The 18,923-nt window shown below is 65.8% G+C and carries 22 protein-coding genes; 11 read left to right on the top strand and 11 right to left on the bottom strand.

Going from position 1 to position 18,923, the window contains the following annotated elements; genetic code table 11:
• Window positions 1-30: 30 nt before the first annotated feature.
• Both IP89_RS19770 and ycaC read right to left on the bottom strand, forming a co-directional pair.
• The gene (locus IP89_RS19770; protein ID WP_156115088.1) at window positions 31-1,929 is read right to left on the bottom strand and encodes a potassium transporter Kup; all 1,899 of its coding nucleotides are present in this window, start codon (window positions 1,927-1,929) and stop codon (window positions 31-33) included.
• Window positions 1,930-2,157: 228 nt separating this feature from the next.
• Window positions 2,158-2,787, bottom strand: a complete 630-nt coding sequence (ycaC, locus tag IP89_RS19765) for an isochorismate family cysteine hydrolase YcaC (RefSeq protein ID WP_043311438.1) — start codon at window positions 2,785-2,787, stop codon at window positions 2,158-2,160.
• A gap of 156 nt (window positions 2,788-2,943) precedes the next feature.
• Here ycaC and IP89_RS19760 point away from each other — a divergent pair, with 156 nt between their 5' ends.
• The 5 genes from IP89_RS19760 to tsaA all read left to right on the top strand — a co-directional run bounded on the left by IP89_RS19760 (window position 2,944) and on the right by tsaA (window position 6,864).
• The gene (locus IP89_RS19760) at window positions 2,944-3,849 is read left to right on the top strand and encodes a LysR substrate-binding domain-containing protein (protein WP_043311437.1); all 906 of its coding nucleotides are present in this window, start codon (window positions 2,944-2,946) and stop codon (window positions 3,847-3,849) included.
• Window positions 3,850-4,040: 191 nt separating this feature from the next.
• The gene (gene rimO, locus IP89_RS19755) at window positions 4,041-5,363 is read left to right on the top strand and encodes a 30S ribosomal protein S12 methylthiotransferase RimO (RefSeq protein ID WP_043311435.1); all 1,323 of its coding nucleotides are present in this window, start codon (window positions 4,041-4,043) and stop codon (window positions 5,361-5,363) included.
• Between the two features lie 117 nt (window positions 5,364-5,480).
• Window positions 5,481-5,885 (top strand): VOC family protein, encoded by a 405-nt coding sequence (locus tag IP89_RS19750; RefSeq protein WP_043311434.1) that lies wholly within the window; start codon window positions 5,481-5,483, stop codon window positions 5,883-5,885.
• A 62-nt stretch (window positions 5,886-5,947) separates the two neighbouring features.
• Window positions 5,948-6,163: a hypothetical protein gene (locus IP89_RS19745; RefSeq protein ID WP_043311433.1), complete on the top strand. Its 216-nt coding sequence runs from the start codon at window positions 5,948-5,950 to the stop codon at window positions 6,161-6,163.
• 11 nt (window positions 6,164-6,174) lie between these two features.
• The gene (tsaA, locus tag IP89_RS19740) at window positions 6,175-6,864 is read left to right on the top strand and encodes a tRNA (N6-threonylcarbamoyladenosine(37)-N6)-methyltransferase TrmO (RefSeq protein ID WP_043311432.1); all 690 of its coding nucleotides are present in this window, start codon (window positions 6,175-6,177) and stop codon (window positions 6,862-6,864) included.
• Here the strand turns inward: tsaA and IP89_RS19735 are convergent.
• On the bottom strand, window positions 6,848-7,150 hold the full coding sequence (locus tag IP89_RS19735) for a putative quinol monooxygenase (RefSeq protein ID WP_043311431.1): 303 nt from the start codon (window positions 7,148-7,150) through the stop codon (window positions 6,848-6,850). The two genes, tsaA and IP89_RS19735, sit on opposite strands and share 17 nt — an antisense overlap.
• Window positions 7,151-7,206: 56 nt before the next feature.
• Between IP89_RS19735 and IP89_RS19730 the strand changes: the two genes are divergently transcribed.
• Complete coding sequence (locus IP89_RS19730; RefSeq protein ID WP_043311430.1) at window positions 7,207-7,620, top strand: VOC family protein; 414 nt, start codon at window positions 7,207-7,209, stop codon at window positions 7,618-7,620.
• Between the two features lie 49 nt (window positions 7,621-7,669).
• On the opposite strand, the gene fpr is transcribed toward IP89_RS19730, so the two are convergent.
• Window positions 7,670-8,449, bottom strand: a complete 780-nt coding sequence (gene fpr, locus IP89_RS19725) for a ferredoxin-NADP reductase (protein WP_043311429.1) — start codon at window positions 8,447-8,449, stop codon at window positions 7,670-7,672.
• Between the two features lie 169 nt (window positions 8,450-8,618).
• On the opposite strand from fpr, the gene IP89_RS19720 reads away from it, so the two are divergent.
• Window positions 8,619-9,545, top strand: a complete 927-nt coding sequence (locus tag IP89_RS19720) for a LysR family transcriptional regulator (RefSeq protein WP_043311428.1) — start codon at window positions 8,619-8,621, stop codon at window positions 9,543-9,545.
• A 16-nt stretch (window positions 9,546-9,561) separates the two neighbouring features.
• On the opposite strand, the gene IP89_RS19715 is transcribed toward IP89_RS19720, so the two are convergent.
• The 3 genes from IP89_RS19715 to IP89_RS19705 form a co-directional block, all read right to left on the bottom strand.
• Window positions 9,562-9,921: a PilZ domain-containing protein gene (locus IP89_RS19715; RefSeq protein ID WP_043311511.1), complete on the bottom strand. Its 360-nt coding sequence runs from the start codon at window positions 9,919-9,921 to the stop codon at window positions 9,562-9,564.
• 60 nt (window positions 9,922-9,981) lie between these two features.
• On the bottom strand, window positions 9,982-10,416 hold the full coding sequence (locus IP89_RS19710; RefSeq protein WP_043311427.1) for a DUF4124 domain-containing protein: 435 nt from the start codon (window positions 10,414-10,416) through the stop codon (window positions 9,982-9,984).
• Between the two features lie 70 nt (window positions 10,417-10,486).
• Window positions 10,487-10,861: a tol-pal system YbgF family protein gene (locus tag IP89_RS19705; RefSeq protein WP_043311426.1), complete on the bottom strand. Its 375-nt coding sequence runs from the start codon at window positions 10,859-10,861 to the stop codon at window positions 10,487-10,489.
• Window positions 10,862-10,998: 137 nt separating this feature from the next.
• On the opposite strand from IP89_RS19705, the gene pyk reads away from it, so the two are divergent.
• Entirely contained in the window at window positions 10,999-12,450 is a 1,452-nt protein-coding gene (gene pyk / locus IP89_RS19700) for a pyruvate kinase (protein ID WP_043311425.1), read from the top strand.
• Window positions 12,451-12,508: 58 nt separating this feature from the next.
• Here the strand turns inward: pyk and IP89_RS19695 are convergent, their stop codons facing one another.
• Genes IP89_RS19695 through IP89_RS19680 form a run of 4 tightly spaced genes read right to left on the bottom strand, consistent with a single transcriptional unit; the run spans window position 12,509 to window position 15,580 of the window.
• Window positions 12,509-12,712, bottom strand: a complete 204-nt coding sequence (locus IP89_RS19695; RefSeq protein WP_043311424.1) for a hypothetical protein — start codon at window positions 12,710-12,712, stop codon at window positions 12,509-12,511.
• Window positions 12,712-13,485: an enoyl-CoA hydratase-related protein gene (locus IP89_RS19690; protein WP_043311423.1), complete on the bottom strand. Its 774-nt coding sequence runs from the start codon at window positions 13,483-13,485 to the stop codon at window positions 12,712-12,714. Before IP89_RS19690 ends, IP89_RS19695 begins: the two co-directional genes overlap by 1 nt.
• 36 nt (window positions 13,486-13,521) lie before the next feature.
• Window positions 13,522-14,460 (bottom strand): iron-sulfur-binding ferredoxin reductase, encoded by a 939-nt coding sequence (locus IP89_RS19685; protein WP_043311422.1) that lies wholly within the window; start codon window positions 14,458-14,460, stop codon window positions 13,522-13,524.
• On the bottom strand, window positions 14,453-15,580 hold the full coding sequence (locus IP89_RS19680; protein ID WP_043311421.1) for a diguanylate cyclase: 1,128 nt from the start codon (window positions 15,578-15,580) through the stop codon (window positions 14,453-14,455). Before IP89_RS19680 ends, IP89_RS19685 begins: the two co-directional genes overlap by 8 nt.
• Window positions 15,581-15,793: 213 nt before the next feature.
• Between IP89_RS19680 and IP89_RS19675 the strand changes: the two genes are divergently transcribed.
• From IP89_RS19675 to folM, 3 genes are all read left to right on the top strand, one after another.
• Window positions 15,794-17,317, top strand: a complete 1,524-nt coding sequence (locus IP89_RS19675) for a fumarate hydratase (RefSeq protein ID WP_043311420.1) — start codon at window positions 15,794-15,796, stop codon at window positions 17,315-17,317.
• Between the two features lie 241 nt (window positions 17,318-17,558).
• A complete protein-coding gene (locus tag IP89_RS19670) occupies window positions 17,559-18,122 on the top strand; it encodes an antibiotic biosynthesis monooxygenase (protein WP_043311419.1) in 564 nt (187 codons plus the stop codon).
• 87 nt (window positions 18,123-18,209) lie between these two features.
• The gene (folM, locus tag IP89_RS19665; RefSeq protein ID WP_043311418.1) at window positions 18,210-18,917 is read left to right on the top strand and encodes a dihydromonapterin reductase; all 708 of its coding nucleotides are present in this window, start codon (window positions 18,210-18,212) and stop codon (window positions 18,915-18,917) included.
• The last annotated feature ends 6 nt before the right edge of the window (window positions 18,918-18,923 follow it).

The following is an 18,923-nucleotide window of genomic DNA, read 5'->3' as shown; positions in this document are numbered from 1 at the left end:
AGGGCGCCGTTGTCGTCTGCGGCCAGCGCCTCAGATCTCCACCTGAGTGCCCAGCTCGATCACCCGATTCAATGGCAGCCGGAAGAAGCGCAGGTTGCTGTTGGCGTTGCGCAACATGAAGGCGAACAGCGCCTCGCGCCAACGCGCCATGCCGAAGCGCTTGCTCGCCACCACCGTCTCGCGACTGAGGAACCAGGTGGTGCTCATCGGGCTGAAATCCAGATCGTTGAGGTGACACAGGCGCAGCGCCTCCGGCACGTCCGGCTCCTCCATGAAACCGAAATGCAGGATCACCCGGAAGAAGCCATCGCCATAGGCCTCCACCTCGAAGCGCCGCTCGGGCCGTACCCGCGGCCGGTCCTCACTGGCCACGGTGAGCAACACCACCTGCTCATGCAGCACCTGGTTGTGCAGCAGGTTGTGCAACAGCGCATGCGGCACCGCATCCGAGCGCGCGGAGAGAAACACCGCAGTGCCCTTGACCCGGTGCGGCGGCTGGCTGCGAATGCTGGAGATGAATATCGGCAACGGCAGGGCGTTGTCGTCCAGATGCTCCACCAGCAGATGGCGGCCGCGCTTCCAGGTAGTCATCAGGACGAACACCACCAGGCCGGCAATCACCGGGAAGGCCCCGCCCTGGATGATCTTCGGCACATTGGCGGCGAAGAACAGCGCATCCACCAGGAAGAACAGCAGCAACAGCGGAATGGCGAACCAGCGCGGCGCCTTCCACAGCAGCAGCACCACGGCGGCCGACAACAGCGTGGTGATCAGCATGGTGCCGGTCACCGCCACGCCATAGGCCGAGGCCAGCGCATCGGACGACTCGAAGCCGAGCACCAGCAGCACCACGGCGACCATCAGCGACCAGTTCACCGCGGCGATGTAGATCTGCCCTTGCTCGGCATCCGAAGTGTGCTGGATGTGCATACGCGGGATGTAACCGAGCTGGATGGCCTGGTGGGTCAGGGAGAAGGCCCCGGAGATCACCGCCTGCGAGGCGATGATGGTGGCAAAGGTCGCCAGCCCCACCAGCGGCAACAGTGCCCAACCGGGAGCCAGCAGATAGAACGGGTTGCGCGCCGCGGCCGGGTTCTCCAGCAGCATCGCGCCCTGGCCGAAGTAGTTGAGCACCAGTGCCGGCAGCACCAGGAGGAACCAGGCGCGGGCAATCGGCTTGCGGCCGAAGTGGCCCATGTCCGCATACAGCGCCTCGGCACCGGTCAGCGCCAGCACCACCGCGCCGAGAATGGCCACGCCGATGCCGGGGTGGGCGATGAAGAAGTGGATGCACCAGTACGGATTGAGCGCTTGCAACACCTGCGGCTGATGGACGATGCCGTAGATGCCCAACGCACCCAGGGTGCCGAACCACAGCAGCATCACCGGGCCGAACAGGGTGCCGATGCGCGCGGTGCCGTGCTTCTGGATCAGGAACAGGCCCACCAGCAGGATCAGCGCCAGCGGCACCACCCAGTGCTCCAGGCCATCGAAGGCGATCTCCAGGCCCTCCACCGCCGACAGCACGGAGATAGCCGGGGTGATCATGCTGTCGCCGTAGAACAGCCCGGCGCCGAACAGCCCGAGCAGCACCAGCACCATGCGCAGCCGCGGGCGATCGGCCGCAGCCAGGCGCGCCAGCGCAGTCAGCGCCATCACCCCGCCCTCGCCCTGGTTGTCCGCACGCAGCACGAACAGCACGTACTTGACCGTCACTACCCAGATCAACGACCAGAAGATCAGCGACAGTACGCCGAGCACCCCCTCGTGGTTGACCTGTACCCCATAGCCGCCGTTGAACACCTCCTTGAGGGTGTACAGCGGGCTGGTACCGATATCGCCATACACCACACCCACGGCGCCGATCAGCAGACCGATGGAGGACCCTGCATGGGAGGACTTGTGCTGCTCGGCAGCGATTTCGCTCATGGATGGCTCCATCCGGAAAACAGGCTGTGCTTCCTACTGCCCGCCTCGGCAGCGCCTGGGAGTGGCACGTGCAAAGGAGATAGCTACGGGGAGGATAGATCAACCCGCCGAGCTGGAGGTTCAAGCGGCCGTCCTGCGGCCGAAAGCACACAGAGTCGCCAGCGACGGCATACAAAACAAAAAAGCCGGAGCCTGAATCAGGCCCCGGCTTTGTGTTCTAGCGAAGGATCATTTGCCCCCGGTCAGGGCGCTGTAGCTGGTGATCAGGTTGCGGTAGTCCGGGATATGGTCGGAGCAGATCTTGGCCAGGCCTTCCACGTCGTTACGCCAGTCGCGGTGCAGCTCGCAGGCCACGGCGAACCAGTTCATCAGCTGCGCGCCGGCCTGGGTCATGCGGCTCCAGGCGGAGTCACGAGTGATCTGGTTGAAGGTGCCGGAAGCATCGGTGACGACGAACACGTCGAAGCCTTCCGCGATGGCCGACAGGGCCGGGAACGCCACGCACACTTCGGTGACCACACCGGCGATGATCAGCTGCTTCTTGCCGGTGGCCTTGATCGCCTTGACGAAGTCTTCGTTGTCCCAGGCGTTGATCTGGCCGGGACGGGCGATGTACGGCGCATCCGGGAACATCTCTTTCAACTCGGGGACCAGCGGGCCGTTGGGGCCGGTTTCGAAGCTGGTGGTGAGGATGGTCGGCAGCTTGAAGAACTTGGCGAGGTCAGCCAGGGCCAGCACGTTGTTCTTGAACTTGTCCGGCTCGATGTCGCGAACCAGGGACAGCAGGCCGGCTTGGTGGTCAACCAGCAGAACGACGGCGTTATCTTTGTCCAGGCGGTTGTAGGTGGCGTTGGTCATGGTGAAGTCCTCGATTTGCTTTCAGTAGGTTCCGGCCGGGCCGGTGTTTGGTTTCGCCTTGCAGTGCGTCACTGCATGGAGGAAAGATTAAATTCGAGACCTTTGATGCACTAGACTGCAAAAATCGCCTCTAGCGTTCTATTTGGTGAACGATCCATGGAAGACCTCAACAGCCTCTACTACTTCACCCAGGTGGTGGAGCAAGGCGGCTTCGCCGCCGCCGGGCGCGCGCTGGACATGCCCAAGTCCAAGCTCAGCCGGCGCATTGCCGAACTGGAGGAGCGCCTCGGCGTGCGCCTGCTGCACCGCACCAGCCGGCATCTGTCACTCACCGAGATCGGCCAGGAGTACTACCAGCGCTGCGTGGCCATGCGCGTGGAGGCCGAGGGAGCGGCCGAGGTGATCGAGCGCAATCGCTGCGAACCACGCGGCCTGGTGCGCCTGGCCTGTCCGACCACGCTGCTGAACTCCTGGGTCGGGCCGATGCTGACCCGCTACATGCTCAAGTACCCGCTGGTGGAGCTGTATATCGAGAGCACCAACCGCCGGGTGGACCTGCTTCACGATGGCTTCGACGTCGCCCTGCGCGTGCGTTTCCCGCCACTGGAGAACACCGACATGGTGATGAAGGTGCTGGGCGCCAGCACCCAGTGTCTAGTGGGAAGCCCGGCCCTTCTGGCCTCATTGCCGAAGAACTTCCTACCAGAGGAACTGGGCAGCCTGCCGAGCCTGTACTGGGGCAGCTCCCAGCGCGAGTACCAGTGGGAACTGCTGGGCCCGGACGATGGCCGACTGGTGATCGCGCACAAGCCACGGATGATCACCGACGACCTGCTGGCCCTGCGCAACGGAGCACTGGCCGGCGTCGGCATCGTGCACCTGCCACGAGTGGCGGTACGCGCCGACCTGGCCGCCGGTACCCTGGTGGAAATGCTGCCGGGCTGGACGCCCAAGTGCGGCATCGTCCACGCCATCTTCCCCTCACGCCGCGGCCTGCTGCCCTCGGTGCGCACCCTGATCGACTTCCTCGCCGAGGAGTTCAGTCAGAGCGATATGGCGTGATGCAGTAACGGTAGGCAGCAATGGCGTCCGCTTTCGGCACTTCCGACCTACCGACTTAGAGTGAAAGTTTACTGTCACGCTGGACACCTCCAGTTATCACCACTACTGGAAAACCACCTCAAGCGCCGCTAGAATTGCGCACTTTTTGATCAGAGGCGCCCTCCCGAGCGCCCGTTTGAGGTTAGCCACCGATGTCCACCGCCACACCGAAAGTCGGATTTGTCTCGCTCGGATGCCCGAAAGCGACCGTCGACTCCGAACGCATCCTCACCCAGCTGCGCATGGAAGGGTACGAGATCGTCCCGACCTACCAGGATGCCGACGTCGTGGTGGTCAACACCTGCGGCTTTATCGACAGCGCCAAGGCCGAGTCTCTGGATACCATCGGCGAGGCCATCGCCGAGAACGGCAAGGTGATCGTCACCGGCTGCATGGGCGTGTCCGAGAACGCCATCCGTGACGTGCACCCGAGCGTGCTGGCCGTCACCGGTCCGCAGCAGTACGAGCAGGTGGTCAACGCGGTGCACGAGGTGATCCCGCCCAAGGCCGATCACAACCCCTACGTCGACCTGGTGCCGCCGCAAGGCATCAAGCTGACCCCGCGCCACTATGCCTACCTGAAGATTTCCGAGGGCTGCAACCACAGCTGCGCCTTCTGCATCATCCCGTCCATGCGCGGCAAGCTGGTCAGCCGCCCGGTCGGCGACGTGCTGTCCGAGGCCCAGCGCCTGGTCAAGGCCGGCGTCAAGGAGCTGCTGGTGATCAGCCAGGACACCAGCGCCTACGGCGTGGACCTGAAGTACAAGACCGACTTCTGGGAAGGCCAGCCGGTCAAGACACGCATGAAGGAGCTGTGCGAAGCGCTCTCCAGCATGGGCGTGTGGGTGCGCCTGCACTACGTCTACCCGTACCCCAACGTCGACGACGTGATCCCGCTGATGGCCGCCGGCAAGCTGCTGCCGTACCTGGACATCCCGTTCCAGCACGCCAGCCCGAAAGTGCTCAAGTCCATGAAGCGCCCGGCCTTCGAGGACAAGACCCTGGCCCGCATCAAGTCCTGGCGCGAGATCTGCCCGGAACTGACCATCCGTTCCACCTTCATCGTCGGCTTCCCCGGCGAGACCGAGGAAGACTTCCAGTACCTGCTGGACTGGCTGACCGAAGCCCAGCTCGACCGCGTTGGCTGCTTCCAGTACAGCCCGGTGGATGGCGCCCCGGCCAACGACCTGGGCCTGGAGCCGGTGCCGGATGACGTCAAACAGGACCGTTGGGACCGTTTCATGGCGCACCAGCAGGCGATTTCCGCCGCGCGCCTGCAGCGCAAGGTCGGCACCGAGATCGAAGTGCTGATCGACGAAGTCGACCACGAAGGCGCAGTCGCCCGTTCCTGGGCCGATGCCCCGGAGATCGACGGCAGCGTGTTCATCGACTCGACCAGCGTGAAGCCGGGCGACAAGGTCCGCGTGCGTGTGGTCGATGCCGACGAGTACGACCTGTGGGCCGAGCTGGTCTGATCGCCTCGCGCCGATGAAAGAGCCCCGCCACTGCGGGGCTTTTTTCTGCCCGGCATTTGCCGGCTGCGCCCTCGCCTACCTCGCGCCGCCTATGCTGCAGCGCAGGAGGACGCCACCATGCAGCTGCTGATCAACATCGATGTGGACGACCTGGAGCGCGCCACGCGCTTCTACACCAGCGCCTTCGAGCTGAAGCCAGGGCGACGCTTGGGCCCCGAGGTGCTCGAACTGCTCGGCGGCAATGCGCCGATCTACCTGCTGGCCAAGGCCGCCGGCAGCCGCGCCAGCCCCCAGAGCAGGCAGACACGTGACTACGCCCGACATTGGACGCCGCTACATCTGGACTGGGTGGTGGATGATCTGGATAGCGCCCTGGCTCGTGCTCTGGCTGCCGGTGCCACCTTGGAACGGCGCCAGAAGCATGCCTGGGGGCGCCTGGCACTAATGGCCGATCCCTTCGGGCATGGATTCTGCCTGCTGCAGTTCATCGGCCGCGGCTACGACGAAATCCTGTCGCCCTGAGCCGGCGGTTGCCTGCGCCGAGGTGCGGCGCTAGGGTACGCGCCATCTGAGCGGAGCTTGTCATGCGTCCTTTGCTTTTCCTGCTGCTGTCGGCCCTGGCCGGCGCTGCCCTCGCCGCCCCGGCGCCCTTCTATCTCTGGCAGAGCAAGGCCAGCGGTCAGTACACCTGCGCGCAACTCAGCCCCGGTGAAGGCTGGCAGAAGCACTCCGGCCCGTTCCGCGACGCCGGCTGCCGCACCCCGCAGGGCGACCCCGTGCGCTCCAGGCTGCTGCCGTGACGACCTACTCCATGAGCCCGGTGGGCTTCGTGCGTTCCTGCTTCAAGGAAAAGTTCGCCATCCCGCGCCAGCCACAGTTGGCCCCGGCCGCCCGCGGCGTGCTGGAGCTGGTACCGCCGTTCGATCGCGCCGAGGCCATCGAGGGGCTGGAGCAGGTCAGCCATGTCTGGCTGCTGTTCCTCTTCCACCAGGCGCTGGAAGACAAGCCACGGCTCAAGGTGCGCCCGCCACGCCTGGGCGGCAACGCCTCGATGGGCGTGTTCGCCACCCGCGCCACCCACCGCCCCAATGGCATCGGTCAGTCGGTGGTGAAACTGGACAAGGTCGAGCCAGGCCGCCTGTGGCTGTCCGGCATCGACCTGCTGGACGGCACCCCGGTGCTCGACATCAAGCCCTACGTGCCCTACGCCGACCAGGTGCCCGAGGCCTTCAACCGCATCGCCGATGCACCGCCGCCACAGGTGGCGCTGGAGTGGGATGACAGCGCCCTGCAGCAGGCACGGGAGCATGCCCTACGCCTGGACGAGCCGCTGGTGCAGCTGATCGAGCAGTGCCTGGCCCAGGACCCGCGCCCGGCCTATCAGGTACCGGAACCCGAGCGCCGCTACGGCGTGCTGCTGTGGGACGTGCAGGTGCGCTGGCACTACCCCGAGCCAGGGCGCATCCGCGTGCTGGAAGTCGAGCTCAGCCGCGCGGATTGAAGGCCAGCACGTCAGCCTCGATCACCGACTGTTCCAGGATCAGCGGCTCCACCAGTGGGCGGCTGGCCAGGTAGTGCTCGGTCTGCATATGCGCATCCAGCGCCGCCTCGTCGACATACACCTCGTATAGCCAGACCAAGTCGGCCTGGCGCCGGTCACGCAGCACATCGAAGGCCAGGCAACCCGGCTCATCGCGCACCGACGCGGCGGCATTGACCCGCATGGCCTCCATGAAGGCGTCCAGGCTGCCAGGGCGCAGGCGGGTCTTGAGCAGAATGCTGTACATGGGATCTCCTTTTGTATAAACATTAAGTTAATTTTGTATACAAACTGGAGAGCATGATGCCCAACCGCCCCGCGAGACTCAACGGCCTGCGTCACGTGGCGATCCTCGTGCCCAACCTGGAGGAGTGCGAGCGTTTCTATGTCGAGGTGCTGGGCATGCAAGTGCTCAACCGCGCCAACGAGGACCTGGTCTACCTGACCTGCGGCAACGACAACCTGTCGCTGGGCCGCGCCTTCGTCCCCAGCAGCGGGCCGCAGACGGTCGACCACTACGGCTTCGTGGTCGACAGCCTCGATGAGCTGCACGCCTGGTACACCTACCTCAAGGAGTGCGGGGTCACCCTGCTCGACCGCCCCTTCGCCCATGGCGACGGCGCCCACAGCTTCCACGTGCTGGACCCGGCGGGGAACAAGATCCAGCCGATCTACCACCCAGCCATCTCCGGGCAGCGCTTCGCTTCACCGGCCTGAAACGACGAAGCCCGCCAAAAGGCGGGCTTCGGGGTGCAGCGGATGGCGCTTACTTCTCGACGAAGGCGCGCTCGATCAGGTAGTCACCCGGCTCGCGCATACGTGCGGAGATCTTCAGGCCGAAGCTGTCGAGCACTTCGCTGGTCTCGTCGAGCATGCTCGGACTACCGCAGATCATCGCGCGGTCGTCCTGCGGGTTGATCGGCGGCAGGCCGATGTCTTCGAACAGCTTGCCGCTGCGCATCAGGTCGGTCAGGCGACCCTGGTTCTCGAACGGCTCGCGGGTCACGGTCGGGTAGTAGATCAGCTTGTTCTTCAGCGCGTCGCCGAAGAATTCGTTCTGCGGCAGGTGCTCGGTGATGAACTCGCGGTAGGCGACTTCGTTCACGTAGCGCACGCCGTGGACCAGGATCACTTTCTCGAAGCGCTCGTAGGTCTCCGGGTCCTGGATCACGCTCATGAACGGCGCCAAACCGGTGCCGGTGCTGAGCAGGTACAGGTGCTTGCCCGGGTTGAGGTCGTCGAGTACCAGCGTGCCGGTGGGCTTCTTGCTGATAATGATCTCGTCGCCTTCCTTCAGGTGCTGCAGCTGCGAGGTCAGCGGGCCATCCGGTACCTTGATGCTGAAGAACTCCAGGTGCTCTTCCCAGTTCGGGCTGGCGATGGAATAGGCACGCATCAGCGGACGGCCGTTCGGCTGTTGCAGGCCGATCATCACGAACTGGCCGTTCTCGAAGCGCAGGCCCGGGTCGCGGGTGCACTTGAAGCTGAACAGGGTGTCGTTCCAGTGATGCACACTGAGTACGCGTTCCGAGTTCATGTTGCTCATGCGGGTGTCCTCAAAAGTCTCGGTATTCAGATTGCCGGAAATTGCGTTCGCCCTGTTTGAGCCAGGTCAATGCGGAAAAGGCGCACCGGCAGGATTGCGCGCCATTCTAGTGACGACCAGAATATCTGTTAAGCGAATTATTACGATATCGAATATTGGTTATATAGATATGCGATTTACTCTCAGGCAATTGGAAGTCTTCGTCGCCGTGGCCAAGCAGGAAAGTGTCTCCCGCGCCGCGGAATCTCTGGCTCTGTCGCAGTCTGCGGCAAGCACTTCGCTGAGCGAACTGGAGCGGCAATCCGACTGCCAGCTGTTCGACCGGGCCGGCAAGCGCCTCTCGCTCAACGCCCTCGGCCGCCAGTTGCTGCCCCAGGCCGTGGCCCTGCTCGACCAGGCCAAGGAGATGGAGCGCCTGCTCAGCGGCAAGACCGGCTTCGGCCTGCTGGAACTGGGCGCCACCCTCACCGTGGGCAACTACCTGGCCACCCTGCTGATCGGCAACTTCATGCAGCGCCACCCGGAGTGCCGCCTCAAGCTGCATGTGCAGAACACCGCCAACGTGGTGCAGCAGGTCGCCCACTACGAGCTGGACCTGGGCCTGATCGAGGGCGACTGCCAGCACCCGGACATCGAGGTGCAGCCCTGGGTCGAGGACGAGCTGGTGGTGTTCTGTGCCCCGCGTCACCCGCTGGCCGAGCGCGGCACCGCGACGCTGGAGGAACTCAGCCGTGAGGCCTGGATTCTGCGTGAACAGGGTTCGGGCACCCGCCTGACCTTCGACCAGGCCATGCGCCATCACCCCGCACAGCTGAATATCCGCCTGGAGCTGGAACATACCGAGGCGATCAAGCGCGCCGTGGAATCCGGCCTGGGCATCGGCTGCATCTCGCGCCTGGCCCTGCGCGACGCCTTCCGCCGTGGCAGCCTGGTACCGGTGGAAACCCCGGAGCTGGACCTCACCCGCCAGTTCTACTTCATCTGGCACCGGCAGAAGTACCAGACCGCGGCCATGCGCGAATTCCTCGAACTGTGCCGGGAGATGACTGCAGGCATTCGCCGCAGCGACGAGATCGTCCTGCCGTCGATCGCCTGAACGGAGACGGGGTCAATCAGGCCGAAGCGGCCAGAGGATGAAAGCTGAAGTAGCTGCGCAGCGCGTCGACCATCTCGACGTACTCGGTGGGCGGCGCCACCAGGCAGAAGCCGGAGTCGTAGGTGCCGGGAGTGACATCCTCGCGGCTCCACTGGCAGGTGGCGGTGAAGTCGACGTTGTGAATGCGGCCGTCACGGCCAGGCACCTTGAGGCGCATATCGAAGCGACCACTGACCAGCATCGGGTACTGGCTGATCAGCATCAGGCCATCCAGCGAGACATTGCCGATGTAGCCCATGGGCTTGTCGGTAATGCGATTGAACACCTTCAGGTAGTAGGGAAGCTGATGGCGTTCGATGTGGCGCTGGATATGCATGGTGGCCATTCGCTATGGAAGGAAATCCAGTATGGCCTCTAGGTCGCGGCTCGACCAGAGTCAGCCACACCGCTCGGCAATACGAGACGACAAACGGCTGCGGGCGGCGTCCATCTGCTCGTCGCTGTAGTAGCTGCGCTCGCCCTTCTCATCAGTGCGGTAGTAAAGGCCGCCGTGCTGGATCTGCGCCAGGCTGTCGCGCAGCTTGCTGCACTCTTGCGCGCGTTCGGCCCGCGCCTGCGCGGAACGCGCATCGGCCTGCTGCCGCTCGTCACGCCGGGCATCGAAGTACTGCTGGGTGCGCTGTTCGCGCTGGCGAGTCGCCTCGTCGCGCTCGACCACCTGCGGCTTCACCTCGACCTGCTGCGCGCCGCTGGCGCCCGGTTTCTCGCCGAAATGCACACGGCCCTGCGCGTCCGTCCAGCGATAGATTTCGGCACTGACCAGGCCCGGCGCCAAAAGGGCCACGAACAGAAAATAAAGCTGGTGACGCATGCGAAGCCCTCCCTGGGCGCAGCTTAGCGCTGCGCTGCAATCCCTGACTGCGAGCCGACTGGCGGCTGCCTCACAGGGATGCGGGCGTCGCCTTGGCCGGTTCGACCGCCTGATGATGCCCGAGCTGGCGCAAGGTCTCCAGTCGCGCGCGGGCACGGTAGGCGTACTCGCTGGCCGGGTAGCGATTGACGATGAACTCGTAGGTCTGCGCTGCGTCGACGAACAGGTTCTGCCGCTCCAGGCACTGGCCGCGCAGCAGGGAGATTTCCGGCTGCATGAAGCTGCGCGAACGGCTGTTGCGTTCGGCTCGCGACAGGTCGAGCAGGGCCTGGTCGCAGTCGCCCTCGTTGTAGTGCCGGTAGGCTTCGTCCAGGTTGCGGTCCAGCGACACGCGCGTGCAACCGACCAGGCTGGCCAGGGTGAGAATCAGAATCAGGGTACGCATGGTGAGCTCCTCCGCTGTTGCAGTGTATCGGCAAGCGCGCGGTTTTCTGCAGCTTCAAAGAGTAGTGCAGGCGAACAATGACTACAGTAATCGGCCGTAGTAGCCTCGCCGCATGCATTGAGAAATGGAGTTACCGCATGACCCTGCGCCGCACCAAGATCGTCGCCACCCTCGGCCCCGCCAGCAGCTCCCCGGAAGTTCTGGAGCAACTGATCGTCGCCGGTATCGACGTCGCCCGCCTGAACTTCTCCCACGGCACCGCCGACGACCACAAGGCCCGCGCCACGCTGGTCCGTGAGCTGGCCGCCAAGCACGGGCGCCACGTGGCGCTACTCGGCGACCTGCAGGGTCCGAAGATCCGCATCGCCAAGTTCACCAACAAGCGCATCGAACTCGAAGAAGGCGTGCTGTTCCGTCTGTCCGCCAGCCACTCGCGCACCGAAGGCACCGAGGAAGTGGTCGGTATCGACTATCCGGCGCTGATCCAGGACTGCAATGTCGGCGACGACCTGCTGCTGGACGACGGCCGCGTGGTCATGCGCGTCGAGCTCAAGGGCGCCGACGAGCTGCACTGCCGCGTGCTGATCGGCGGCCCGCTGTCCGACAACAAGGGCATCAACCGCCGCGGCGGTGGCCTGACCGCACCGGCCCTGACCGAGAAGGACAAGGTCGACATCAAGCTGGCCGCCGAGATGGAGCTGGACTACGTCGCCGTGTCGTTCCCGCGTGATGCCGCCGACATGGACTACGCCCGCAGCCTGCTCACCGAGGCCGGCGGCAACGCCTGGCTGGTGGCCAAGATCGAGCGCGCCGAGGCGGTGGCCGACGACGCCGCGCTGGACGGCCTGATCCGCGCCAGCGACGCGGTGATGGTGGCCCGTGGCGACCTCGCCGTGGAAATCGGCGACGCCGAGCTGGTCGGTATCCAGAAGAAGATCATCGCCCACGCCCGTCGCTACAACAAAGCGGTGATCACCGCGACCCAGATGATGGAGTCGATGATCCACAGCCCGATGCCGACCCGCGCTGAAGTTTCCGACGTGGCCAACGCCGCGCTGGACTACACCGACGCGGTGATGCTGTCGGCCGAGAGCGCCGCCGGCGAATACCCGGTGGAGGCTGTGGAGGCCATGGCCCGCGTGTGCCTGGGCGCCGAGAAGCACCCGACCAGCCAGAAGTCCAGCCACCGCATCGGCCGTACCTTCGAGCGCTGCGACGAGAGCGTGGCCCTGGCCACCATGTACACCGCCAACCACTTCCCGGGCGTCAAGGCCATCATCAGCCTGACCGAGAGCGGCTACAGCCCGCTGATCATGTCGCGCATCCGCTCGTCGATCCCGATCTTCGCCTTCACCCCGCACCGCGAGGCGCAGGCTCGTGTAGCGATGTTCCGCGGCGTCTACACCGTGCCGTTCGACCCGACCTCCATGCCGGCCAACAAGGTCAGCCAGGCGGCGGTGGACGAGCTGCTCAAGCGTGGCGTGGTCGAGCCCGGCGACTGGGTGATCCTGACCAAAGGCGACAGCTACCACGGCACCGGCGGCACCAACACCATGAAGATCCTCCACGTGGGCGATCCGCTGGTCTGATCCCCGGCGCAAACGAAAAGGCCGCTCGATGAGCGGCCTTTTTCATGCCTGGCAGCAACTACAGGCGCACGAAGTAGGGAATCGCGCTGAGCGTGCCGCCAATCAGCACCAGGGCCAGGTTGCTGTCCACCAGATAGGGGAAGCCCATCAGCGCCAGGCCGCAGAGAAATGGCACCGGCTTGCTCTGCCGGCGGCCGTAGAGCACGTAGCCCAGGCCGATGCTGCCGAACAGCAGGCCCCAGAGCAGCTCGGCGCCATCCATCAGGCGAACTTCGAGAAGTCCGGCTTGCGCCGCTGCATGAACGCCGACAGCGCCTCGATGGCCTCCGGCGAACGCAGGCGCTGACCGAACAGGGCGCCCTCCTCCTCGATCACCCTGCGCAGCTCGGCGCGCCCCGGCGCACGCATCAGGCGCTTGCTGTCGGCCACCGCCGAGGGCGCCAGCTCGAGGAAGCGCAGGGCCATCTCGCGGGCCTTGGCCAGAGTGCTCGGGCCATCCTCCAGTGCTGCGCCGGCGATGCCCCAGGCAGCCGCTTGCTCACCGGTGAAGGCCTCGCCCAGCAGCAGCACCTCGGCGGCCTTGGCCTGGCCAAGCAGACGCGGCAGCAGCAGACTGGAGCCGAACTCCGGGCACAGGCCGAGGTTGACGAAGGGCGTGCGCAGCTTGGCGTCGCGGGCCACATAGACCAGATCGCAGTGCAGCAACAGCGTGGTGCCGATGCCCACAGCCGGGCCGGCCACGGCAGCCACCACCGGCTTCTCGAAGTCGAACAGTGCGCGCATGAACTGGAACACCGGGCTGCCCAGGCCGGTAGGTGGCGCCTGCAGGAAGTCGGCCACGTCGTTGCCGCTGGTGAAGCACTCCGCCCCGCCGGTGATCAGCACGGCGCGCACCTCACGATCCTGATTGGCGGCGTCGAGCACCTCGGCCATCTGGCTGTACATGGCGCGGGTCAGCGCATTCATCTTGTCCGGGCGGTTCAGGCGCAGGGTCAGCAGACCGCCTTCGCGCTCGACCAGCAGGTGTTCACTCATTGCAGCTCCAGAGGCATAGGCCCCGAGCCGGAACATTCAGGCGTGGGGCAGGAAGACGTCGGCCAGCACTTGGTTACGCGGCACGCCGAGGAGATAGAGGCGGCGGGCGAAGGTTTCCACGCTGGCGGGTGAGCCGCAGAGTAAGGCGACGGTTTGCCGCGAAACAAGCCGCAGTTCCGCCAAAACCGCCGCCAGCTCGGACGCCAGCACCTGCTGCAGCTGCACCTGCGGGTGGGCCGCAGCCAGCGCCTGCAGCGGCTCGGCGAGGTAATGTCCGGCGTCGTCATGGGCCAGGTGAATGATCCGTATCGGCCCCTGGTGATGCTGGCGCAATGCCTCGCGCAGCAGTCCCCACAGTGGCGCCAGGCCGGTGCCAGCGGCCAGCAGCCAGAGCGGCCGCTCGTGCCAGTCGGCGTCGTAGTGCAGCGCACCACCACGCAGCTCGCCCAGGCGCAGCACATCGCCCGATTGCAGACGGCGAGCGGCGTCGCTGAAGGCGCCGGGGCGCTGGCAATCGATGTGGAATTCCAGCCAGGGCTCCTCCCCCGGCAGGCTGGCCAGCGAATAAGGCCGGGCCACGCCCTCGGCGCTCCACAGCAGCAGGTGCTGGCCAGCGCTGTAGCGCAGCGGCTTGTCCGGCAGCAGGCGCAGGCGCAGCACATCCGCGCCCAGCCAGTCGAGCGCCTGGACCCGTGCCGGCAGGCCATCGCGGGCCGGATCGAACAGCTCGACCTGCAGGTCCTCCAGCACCTGGCACTGGCAGGCCAGGCGCCAGCCCTGCTCGCGCCGCTCAGCACTCAGCGCCTCCGGCTGCAGGTCCAGTGGCTCGCCGCGCACGCAGCGCACCTGGCAGGCATGGCAGCTGCCGGCGCGGCAACTGTAGGGCACGCGCAGGCCGGCGCCGTTGAGGACGTCGAGCAGATTGCTTCCGGAAGAGACCGACCAGGCACGGCCGGCAGCAGACAACTCAGGCACCGGCGCCCTCCCAGGCCGCATCGCAGCGGTTGCGCCCGCCGCGCTTGGCCCGGTACAGCGCCTGGTCGGCCCGTTGCAGGGCCTCGTCTAGGTCGTCGCCCTCGTTGAGCAGGGTCATGCCGGCGGACAGGCTGAGGTTGTCCACTTGCACGCCCACCGGCTCGGCGTTGGCGAAGGCCTCGCGCAGGCGCTCGCAGCAACTGGTGAACTGGTCGGCGTCGGTGTTTGGCAGCAACAGGACGAACTCCTCGCCGCCGTAGCGCGCCAGCACGTCACCGTCGCGCAGGCAGGCCCGCGCCACCGCGGCGAAGGTCTGCAGCACGCGGTCGCCGGCGGCGTGGCCGTGGGCGTCGTTGATGCGTTTGAAGTGGTCCAGGTCGATCAGCGCCAGGCCGTGCTGGCGGCCGAAGTCCAGCCCATCCAGCTCGCGCAGGGCCAGGCGCAGGAAGTGGCGACGATTGAACAGCCCGGTCAGCTCGTCGGTGGCCACCAGGTCTTCCAGCTGGCGCATCATGCCGCGCAGGGTGTCCTGGTGCGCCTGCAGGGCGTAGCGACGCTGGCGCATGCGCTGGCGCAGGGCCTGCACGTAGCTGGCGAACAGGCTCAGCCAGACCAGGCCGATGAACAGTGCACAGCACTGCAGCAGGGCCTGCCCCGGCGCACTCAGGCGCAGGTGGTAGCCCTCCCAGAGATTGAGCCCTGCGAAGGCGAAGAAGGCCACGGCCGCGCAGCGAACGAACACCCGCGGGCGCAGCTGGAACACGCCGAACATCAGGATGATCAGGTAGAACATCAGCAGGCTGCCGCGGGCGCCATCGATATGGGCGAGCAGCAGGGTGTGCAGGGCGATACCGACGAGGACCTGGGCCTCGGTCAGGCTGGGGTCGACGAAGCGCAGGTTGCGCCCGCTGCGGAACAGCCCATAGAAGATCAGCTGGCTGGCAGCGACCAGCGCGGTGCAGAGCAGGCCGAAGGCCACCGTGCCGCTGTACACCCCGGCCCACATGGCGATCCACATCAGCACCAGCACCAGGGCATAGCTCGCCACCGCCATGCCGAAACGCTTCAGCAAGAGGCTTTGCAGGCTTCTTTTAGTGACCCCTGGACTACTCGTGCTCATGGGCTCCGTCCCGTACTGGCACCTTGCCTCACTCTAACTCCGTGATCACAAAATTGGTAGCAAGCCAAAGGGCGATCCTCGACTATGGTCCGACTGCCTGCGGCTGTGCCCGCCTCGGCCGCCGCGCTATACTGCGGCGCCGTTTTTAGCCGTTGCGCCGGGTCGTGGTCCGGCGTTTCCTTATAGATGTTCCCTGATAGAGGAGCGCCCCCAATGACCGTGATCAAGCAGGACGACCTGATTCAGAGCGTCGCCGACGCCCTGCAGTTCATCTCCTATTACCACCCCGTCGACTTCATCCAGGCCATGCACGAGGCATACCTGAAAGAAGAATCGCCGGCCGCGCGCGACTCCATGGCGCAGATCCTGATCAACTCGCGCATGTGCGCCACCGGCCACCGCCCGATCTGCCAGGACACCGGCATCGTCACCGTGTTCGTCAAGGTCGGCATGGACGTGCGCTGGGACGGCGCCACCATGAGCGTCGACGACATGATCAACGAGGGCGTGCGTCGCGCCTACAACCTGCCGGAGAACGTCCTGCGCGCCTCGATCCTGGCCGACCCGGCCGGTGCGCGTAAGAACACCAAGGACAACACCCCGGCGGTGATCCACTACTCCATGGTGCCCGGCGACAAGCTGGAAGTGGACGTCGCGGCCAAGGGCGGCGGCTCCGAGAACAAGTCGAAGATGGCCATGCTCAACCCGTCCGACTCGATCGTCGACTGGGTGCTGAAGACCGTGCCGACCATGGGCGCCGGCTGGTGCCCGCCGGGCATGCTCGGCATCGGCATCGGCGGTACCGCCGAGAAGGCCGCGGTGATGGCCAAGGAAGTGCTGATGGAGCACATCGACATCCACGAACTGAAGGCCCGCGGCCCGCAGAACAAGATCGAGGAAATGCGCCTCGAGCTGTTCGACAAGGTCAACCAGCTGGGCATCGGCGCCCAGGGCCTGGGCGGCCTGACTACCGTGCTCGACGTGAAGATCATGGATTACCCGACCCACGCCGCTTCGCTGCCGGTGTGCATGATCCCCAACTGCGCCGCCACCCGTCACGCCCACTTCGTGCTCGACGGCTCCGGCCCGGCCGAACTGGAAGCGCCGGACCTGTCCGCCTACCCGGAAATCGTCTGGGAAGCCGGCCCGAGCGCGCGCCGCGTCAACCTCGACACCATCACCCCGGAAGAAGTGCAGAGCTGGAAGCCGGGCGAGACCGTGCTGCTCAACGGCAAGATGCTCACCGGCCGCGACGCCGCGCACAAGCGCATGGTCGACATGCTGAACAAAGGCGAAGAGCTGCCGGTGGACCTGAAAGGCCGCTTCATCTACTACGTCGGCCCGGTCGATCCGGTCGGTGACGAAGTGGTGGGCCCAGCCGGTCCGACCACCGCCACCCGCATGGACAAGTTCACCCGCCAGATCCTCGAAAGCACCGGCCTGCTGGGCATGATCGGCAAGTCCGAGCGTGGTCCGATCGCCATCGACGCAATCCGCGACAACAAGGCCGTGTACCTGATGGCCGTTGGCGGCGCCGCCTACCTGGTCGCCCAGGCGATCAAGAAGTCCAAGGTGCTGGCCTTCGCTGAGCTGGGCATGGAAGCGATCTACGAGTTCGAAGTGAAAGACATGCCGGTTACCGTGGCAGTCGACACCAGCGGCGAGTCGGTGCACATCACCGGCCCGGCGATCTGGAACAAGAAGATCGCCGAAAGCCTGGCGGTGGAAGTGAAGTAAGCGCCCACGCGCGGTGAAGGAGCCTGGCCCAGTGCCGGGCTTTTTTATGCGCCATTGCGGTGCAGCGCTGAGCCTGCCGTACGAGCCGGCGACGAAATGCAGGCCACGGCCCCAGCGGCCTCTGGCCAAATCCGCAAAAACAGGAATAATCCTTGCCTGATTTTTCACGCCCGCCACCACCCCGGCAGGCATGAAGAGCTGCGCCCTACCCGGGCGACGCCAGACATGCAGGAGATACACAATGTCTACCGATCCGGTCACCATGCTGGTGGCACGTCGCGTCCCGCGCGAGTGCTTCCACGATTTCCGCGCCTGGCTGCACGAAGGCCAGCAACTCGCCGCCGACTTCCCCGGCTACCTCGGCTCCGGTGTACTCGCCCCGCCGCCCGAGGACGACGAATTCCAGATCGTCTTCCGCTTCGCCGACGCCACCACCCTCACCGCCTGGGAACACTCCGCCTCGCGCCGTGCCTGGCTGCAGCGTGGCAGCGGCCTGTTCGCCCAGCCGCACGAACGTCGCGTCAGCGGCCTCGACGCCTGGTTTGGCAACGCCCTGCGCCGCCCGCCGCGCTGGAAGCAGAGCGTGGCCATCTGGCTGGCGTTCTTCCCGGTATCACTGGCGTTCAACCTGCTGTTCGGCGGCTTCATGAGCGAGTGGCCGCTGGTGCTGCGCGTGCTGCTCAGCACCCTGGTGCTGACGCCGCTGATGACCTACTGGTTCATCCCGCTCTCCACCCACCTGCTGGAGCCCTGGCTGCAAGGCCGCCGCGCGCGCCAGGTGGACGAGGTACTGCAGCCGCGCTGAGGCGCTTTCCCCCACGCCGCGCATGGTTGTAGCGCGGCGGGGCCTGGGGTTTACTTGCTCGATCCAGCCTGATCGACGAGCCCCGCAATGACTGCCCCCGCCCCCATCCTGATCACCGGTGCCGGCCAGCGCCTAGGCCTGCACTGCGCGCTGCGCCTGCTCGACGACGGCCAGCCGGTGATCTTCAGCTACCGCAGCGAGCGCGAGGGCGTGCAGTTGCTGCGCGAACGCGGCGCCATCGCCCTGCACGCGGACTTCTCCGGCGAGGCCGGGATCATCACCTTTATCGAACAACTGAAAGGCCACACCGAGCGCCTGCGCGCCATCGTGCACAACGCCTCCGACTGGGAGACGGAAACCCCGGGCCACGAGGCCGAGGTATTCCAGCGCATGGTCAGCGTGCACATGCTCGCGCCCTACCTGATCAACCTGCGCTGCGAAGCGCTGCTGCGCCACGGCGGCCCGGCGGACATCGTCCACCTCGGCGACGACGTCTCGCGCAAGGGCAGTGCCAAGCGTCCCGCCTACTGCGCCAGCAAGGCCGGTCTGGACAGCCTGACCCAGTCCTTCGCCGCGCGCTTCGCCCCGGCGATCAAGGTCAACGGCATCGCCCCGGCGCTGATCCAGTTCAATGAAGGCGACAACGCCGAGTACCGCGCCAAGCGCCTGGCCGAAACGCCGCTGGGCTTCGAACCCGGCGCCGAGGTGATCTACCAGAGCCTGCGCTACCTGCTGGACAACCCCTACGTCACCGGCACTACCCTGACCGTCAATGGCGGTCGCCACTTGGTCTGAGGACCG

It is taken from the genome of Pseudomonas sp. ML96 (assembly GCF_000761545.1).
Lineage (GTDB): Bacteria > Pseudomonadota > Gammaproteobacteria > Pseudomonadales > Pseudomonadaceae > Aquipseudomonas.
The sequence above is the reverse complement of the archived record's forward strand: the minus strand, read 5'-3'. Positions and strand labels throughout refer to the sequence as shown.

Bases quoted from the DNA above. Each gene is read 5' to 3' on its own strand.
- IP89_RS19735 (WP_043311431.1), bottom strand. From the start codon at position 7,150: ATGTACAGCATTCTGCTCAAGACCCGCCTGCGCCCTGGCAGCCTGGAC.
- IP89_RS19710 (WP_043311427.1), bottom strand. From the start codon at position 10,416: ATGCGTCACCAGCTTTATTTTCTGTTCGTGGCCCTTTTGGCGCCGGGC.
- pyk (WP_043311425.1), top strand. From the start codon at position 10,999: ATGACCCTGCGCCGCACCAAGATCGTCGCCACCCTCGGCCCCGCCAGC.
- IP89_RS19760 (WP_043311437.1), top strand. From the start codon at position 2,944: ATGGAAGACCTCAACAGCCTCTACTACTTCACCCAGGTGGTGGAGCAA.
- IP89_RS19745 (WP_043311433.1), top strand. From the start codon at position 5,948: ATGCGTCCTTTGCTTTTCCTGCTGCTGTCGGCCCTGGCCGGCGCTGCC.
- IP89_RS19680 (WP_043311421.1), bottom strand. From the start codon at position 15,580: ATGAGCACGAGTAGTCCAGGGGTCACTAAAAGAAGCCTGCAAAGCCTC.
- IP89_RS19705 (WP_043311426.1), bottom strand. From the start codon at position 10,861: ATGCGTACCCTGATTCTGATTCTCACCCTGGCCAGCCTGGTCGGTTGC.
- IP89_RS19675 (WP_043311420.1), top strand. From the start codon at position 15,794: ATGACCGTGATCAAGCAGGACGACCTGATTCAGAGCGTCGCCGACGCC.
- IP89_RS19690 (WP_043311423.1), bottom strand. From the start codon at position 13,485: ATGAGTGAACACCTGCTGGTCGAGCGCGAAGGCGGTCTGCTGACCCTG.
- folM (WP_043311418.1), top strand. From the start codon at position 18,210: ATGACTGCCCCCGCCCCCATCCTGATCACCGGTGCCGGCCAGCGCCTA.
- IP89_RS19670 (WP_043311419.1), top strand. From the start codon at position 17,559: ATGTCTACCGATCCGGTCACCATGCTGGTGGCACGTCGCGTCCCGCGC.
- IP89_RS19695 (WP_043311424.1), bottom strand. From the start codon at position 12,712: ATGGATGGCGCCGAGCTGCTCTGGGGCCTGCTGTTCGGCAGCATCGGC.
- ycaC (WP_043311438.1), bottom strand. From the start codon at position 2,787: ATGACCAACGCCACCTACAACCGCCTGGACAAAGATAACGCCGTCGTT.
- IP89_RS19730 (WP_043311430.1), top strand. From the start codon at position 7,207: ATGCCCAACCGCCCCGCGAGACTCAACGGCCTGCGTCACGTGGCGATC.
- tsaA (WP_043311432.1), top strand. From the start codon at position 6,175: ATGAGCCCGGTGGGCTTCGTGCGTTCCTGCTTCAAGGAAAAGTTCGCC.
- rimO (WP_043311435.1), top strand. From the start codon at position 4,041: ATGTCCACCGCCACACCGAAAGTCGGATTTGTCTCGCTCGGATGCCCG.
- IP89_RS19750 (WP_043311434.1), top strand. From the start codon at position 5,481: ATGCAGCTGCTGATCAACATCGATGTGGACGACCTGGAGCGCGCCACG.
- IP89_RS19770 (WP_156115088.1), bottom strand. From the start codon at position 1,929: ATGAGCGAAATCGCTGCCGAGCAGCACAAGTCCTCCCATGCAGGGTCC.
- IP89_RS19715 (WP_043311511.1), bottom strand. From the start codon at position 9,921: ATGCATATCCAGCGCCACATCGAACGCCATCAGCTTCCCTACTACCTG.
- fpr (WP_043311429.1), bottom strand. From the start codon at position 8,449: ATGAGCAACATGAACTCGGAACGCGTACTCAGTGTGCATCACTGGAAC.
- IP89_RS19720 (WP_043311428.1), top strand. From the start codon at position 8,619: ATGCGATTTACTCTCAGGCAATTGGAAGTCTTCGTCGCCGTGGCCAAG.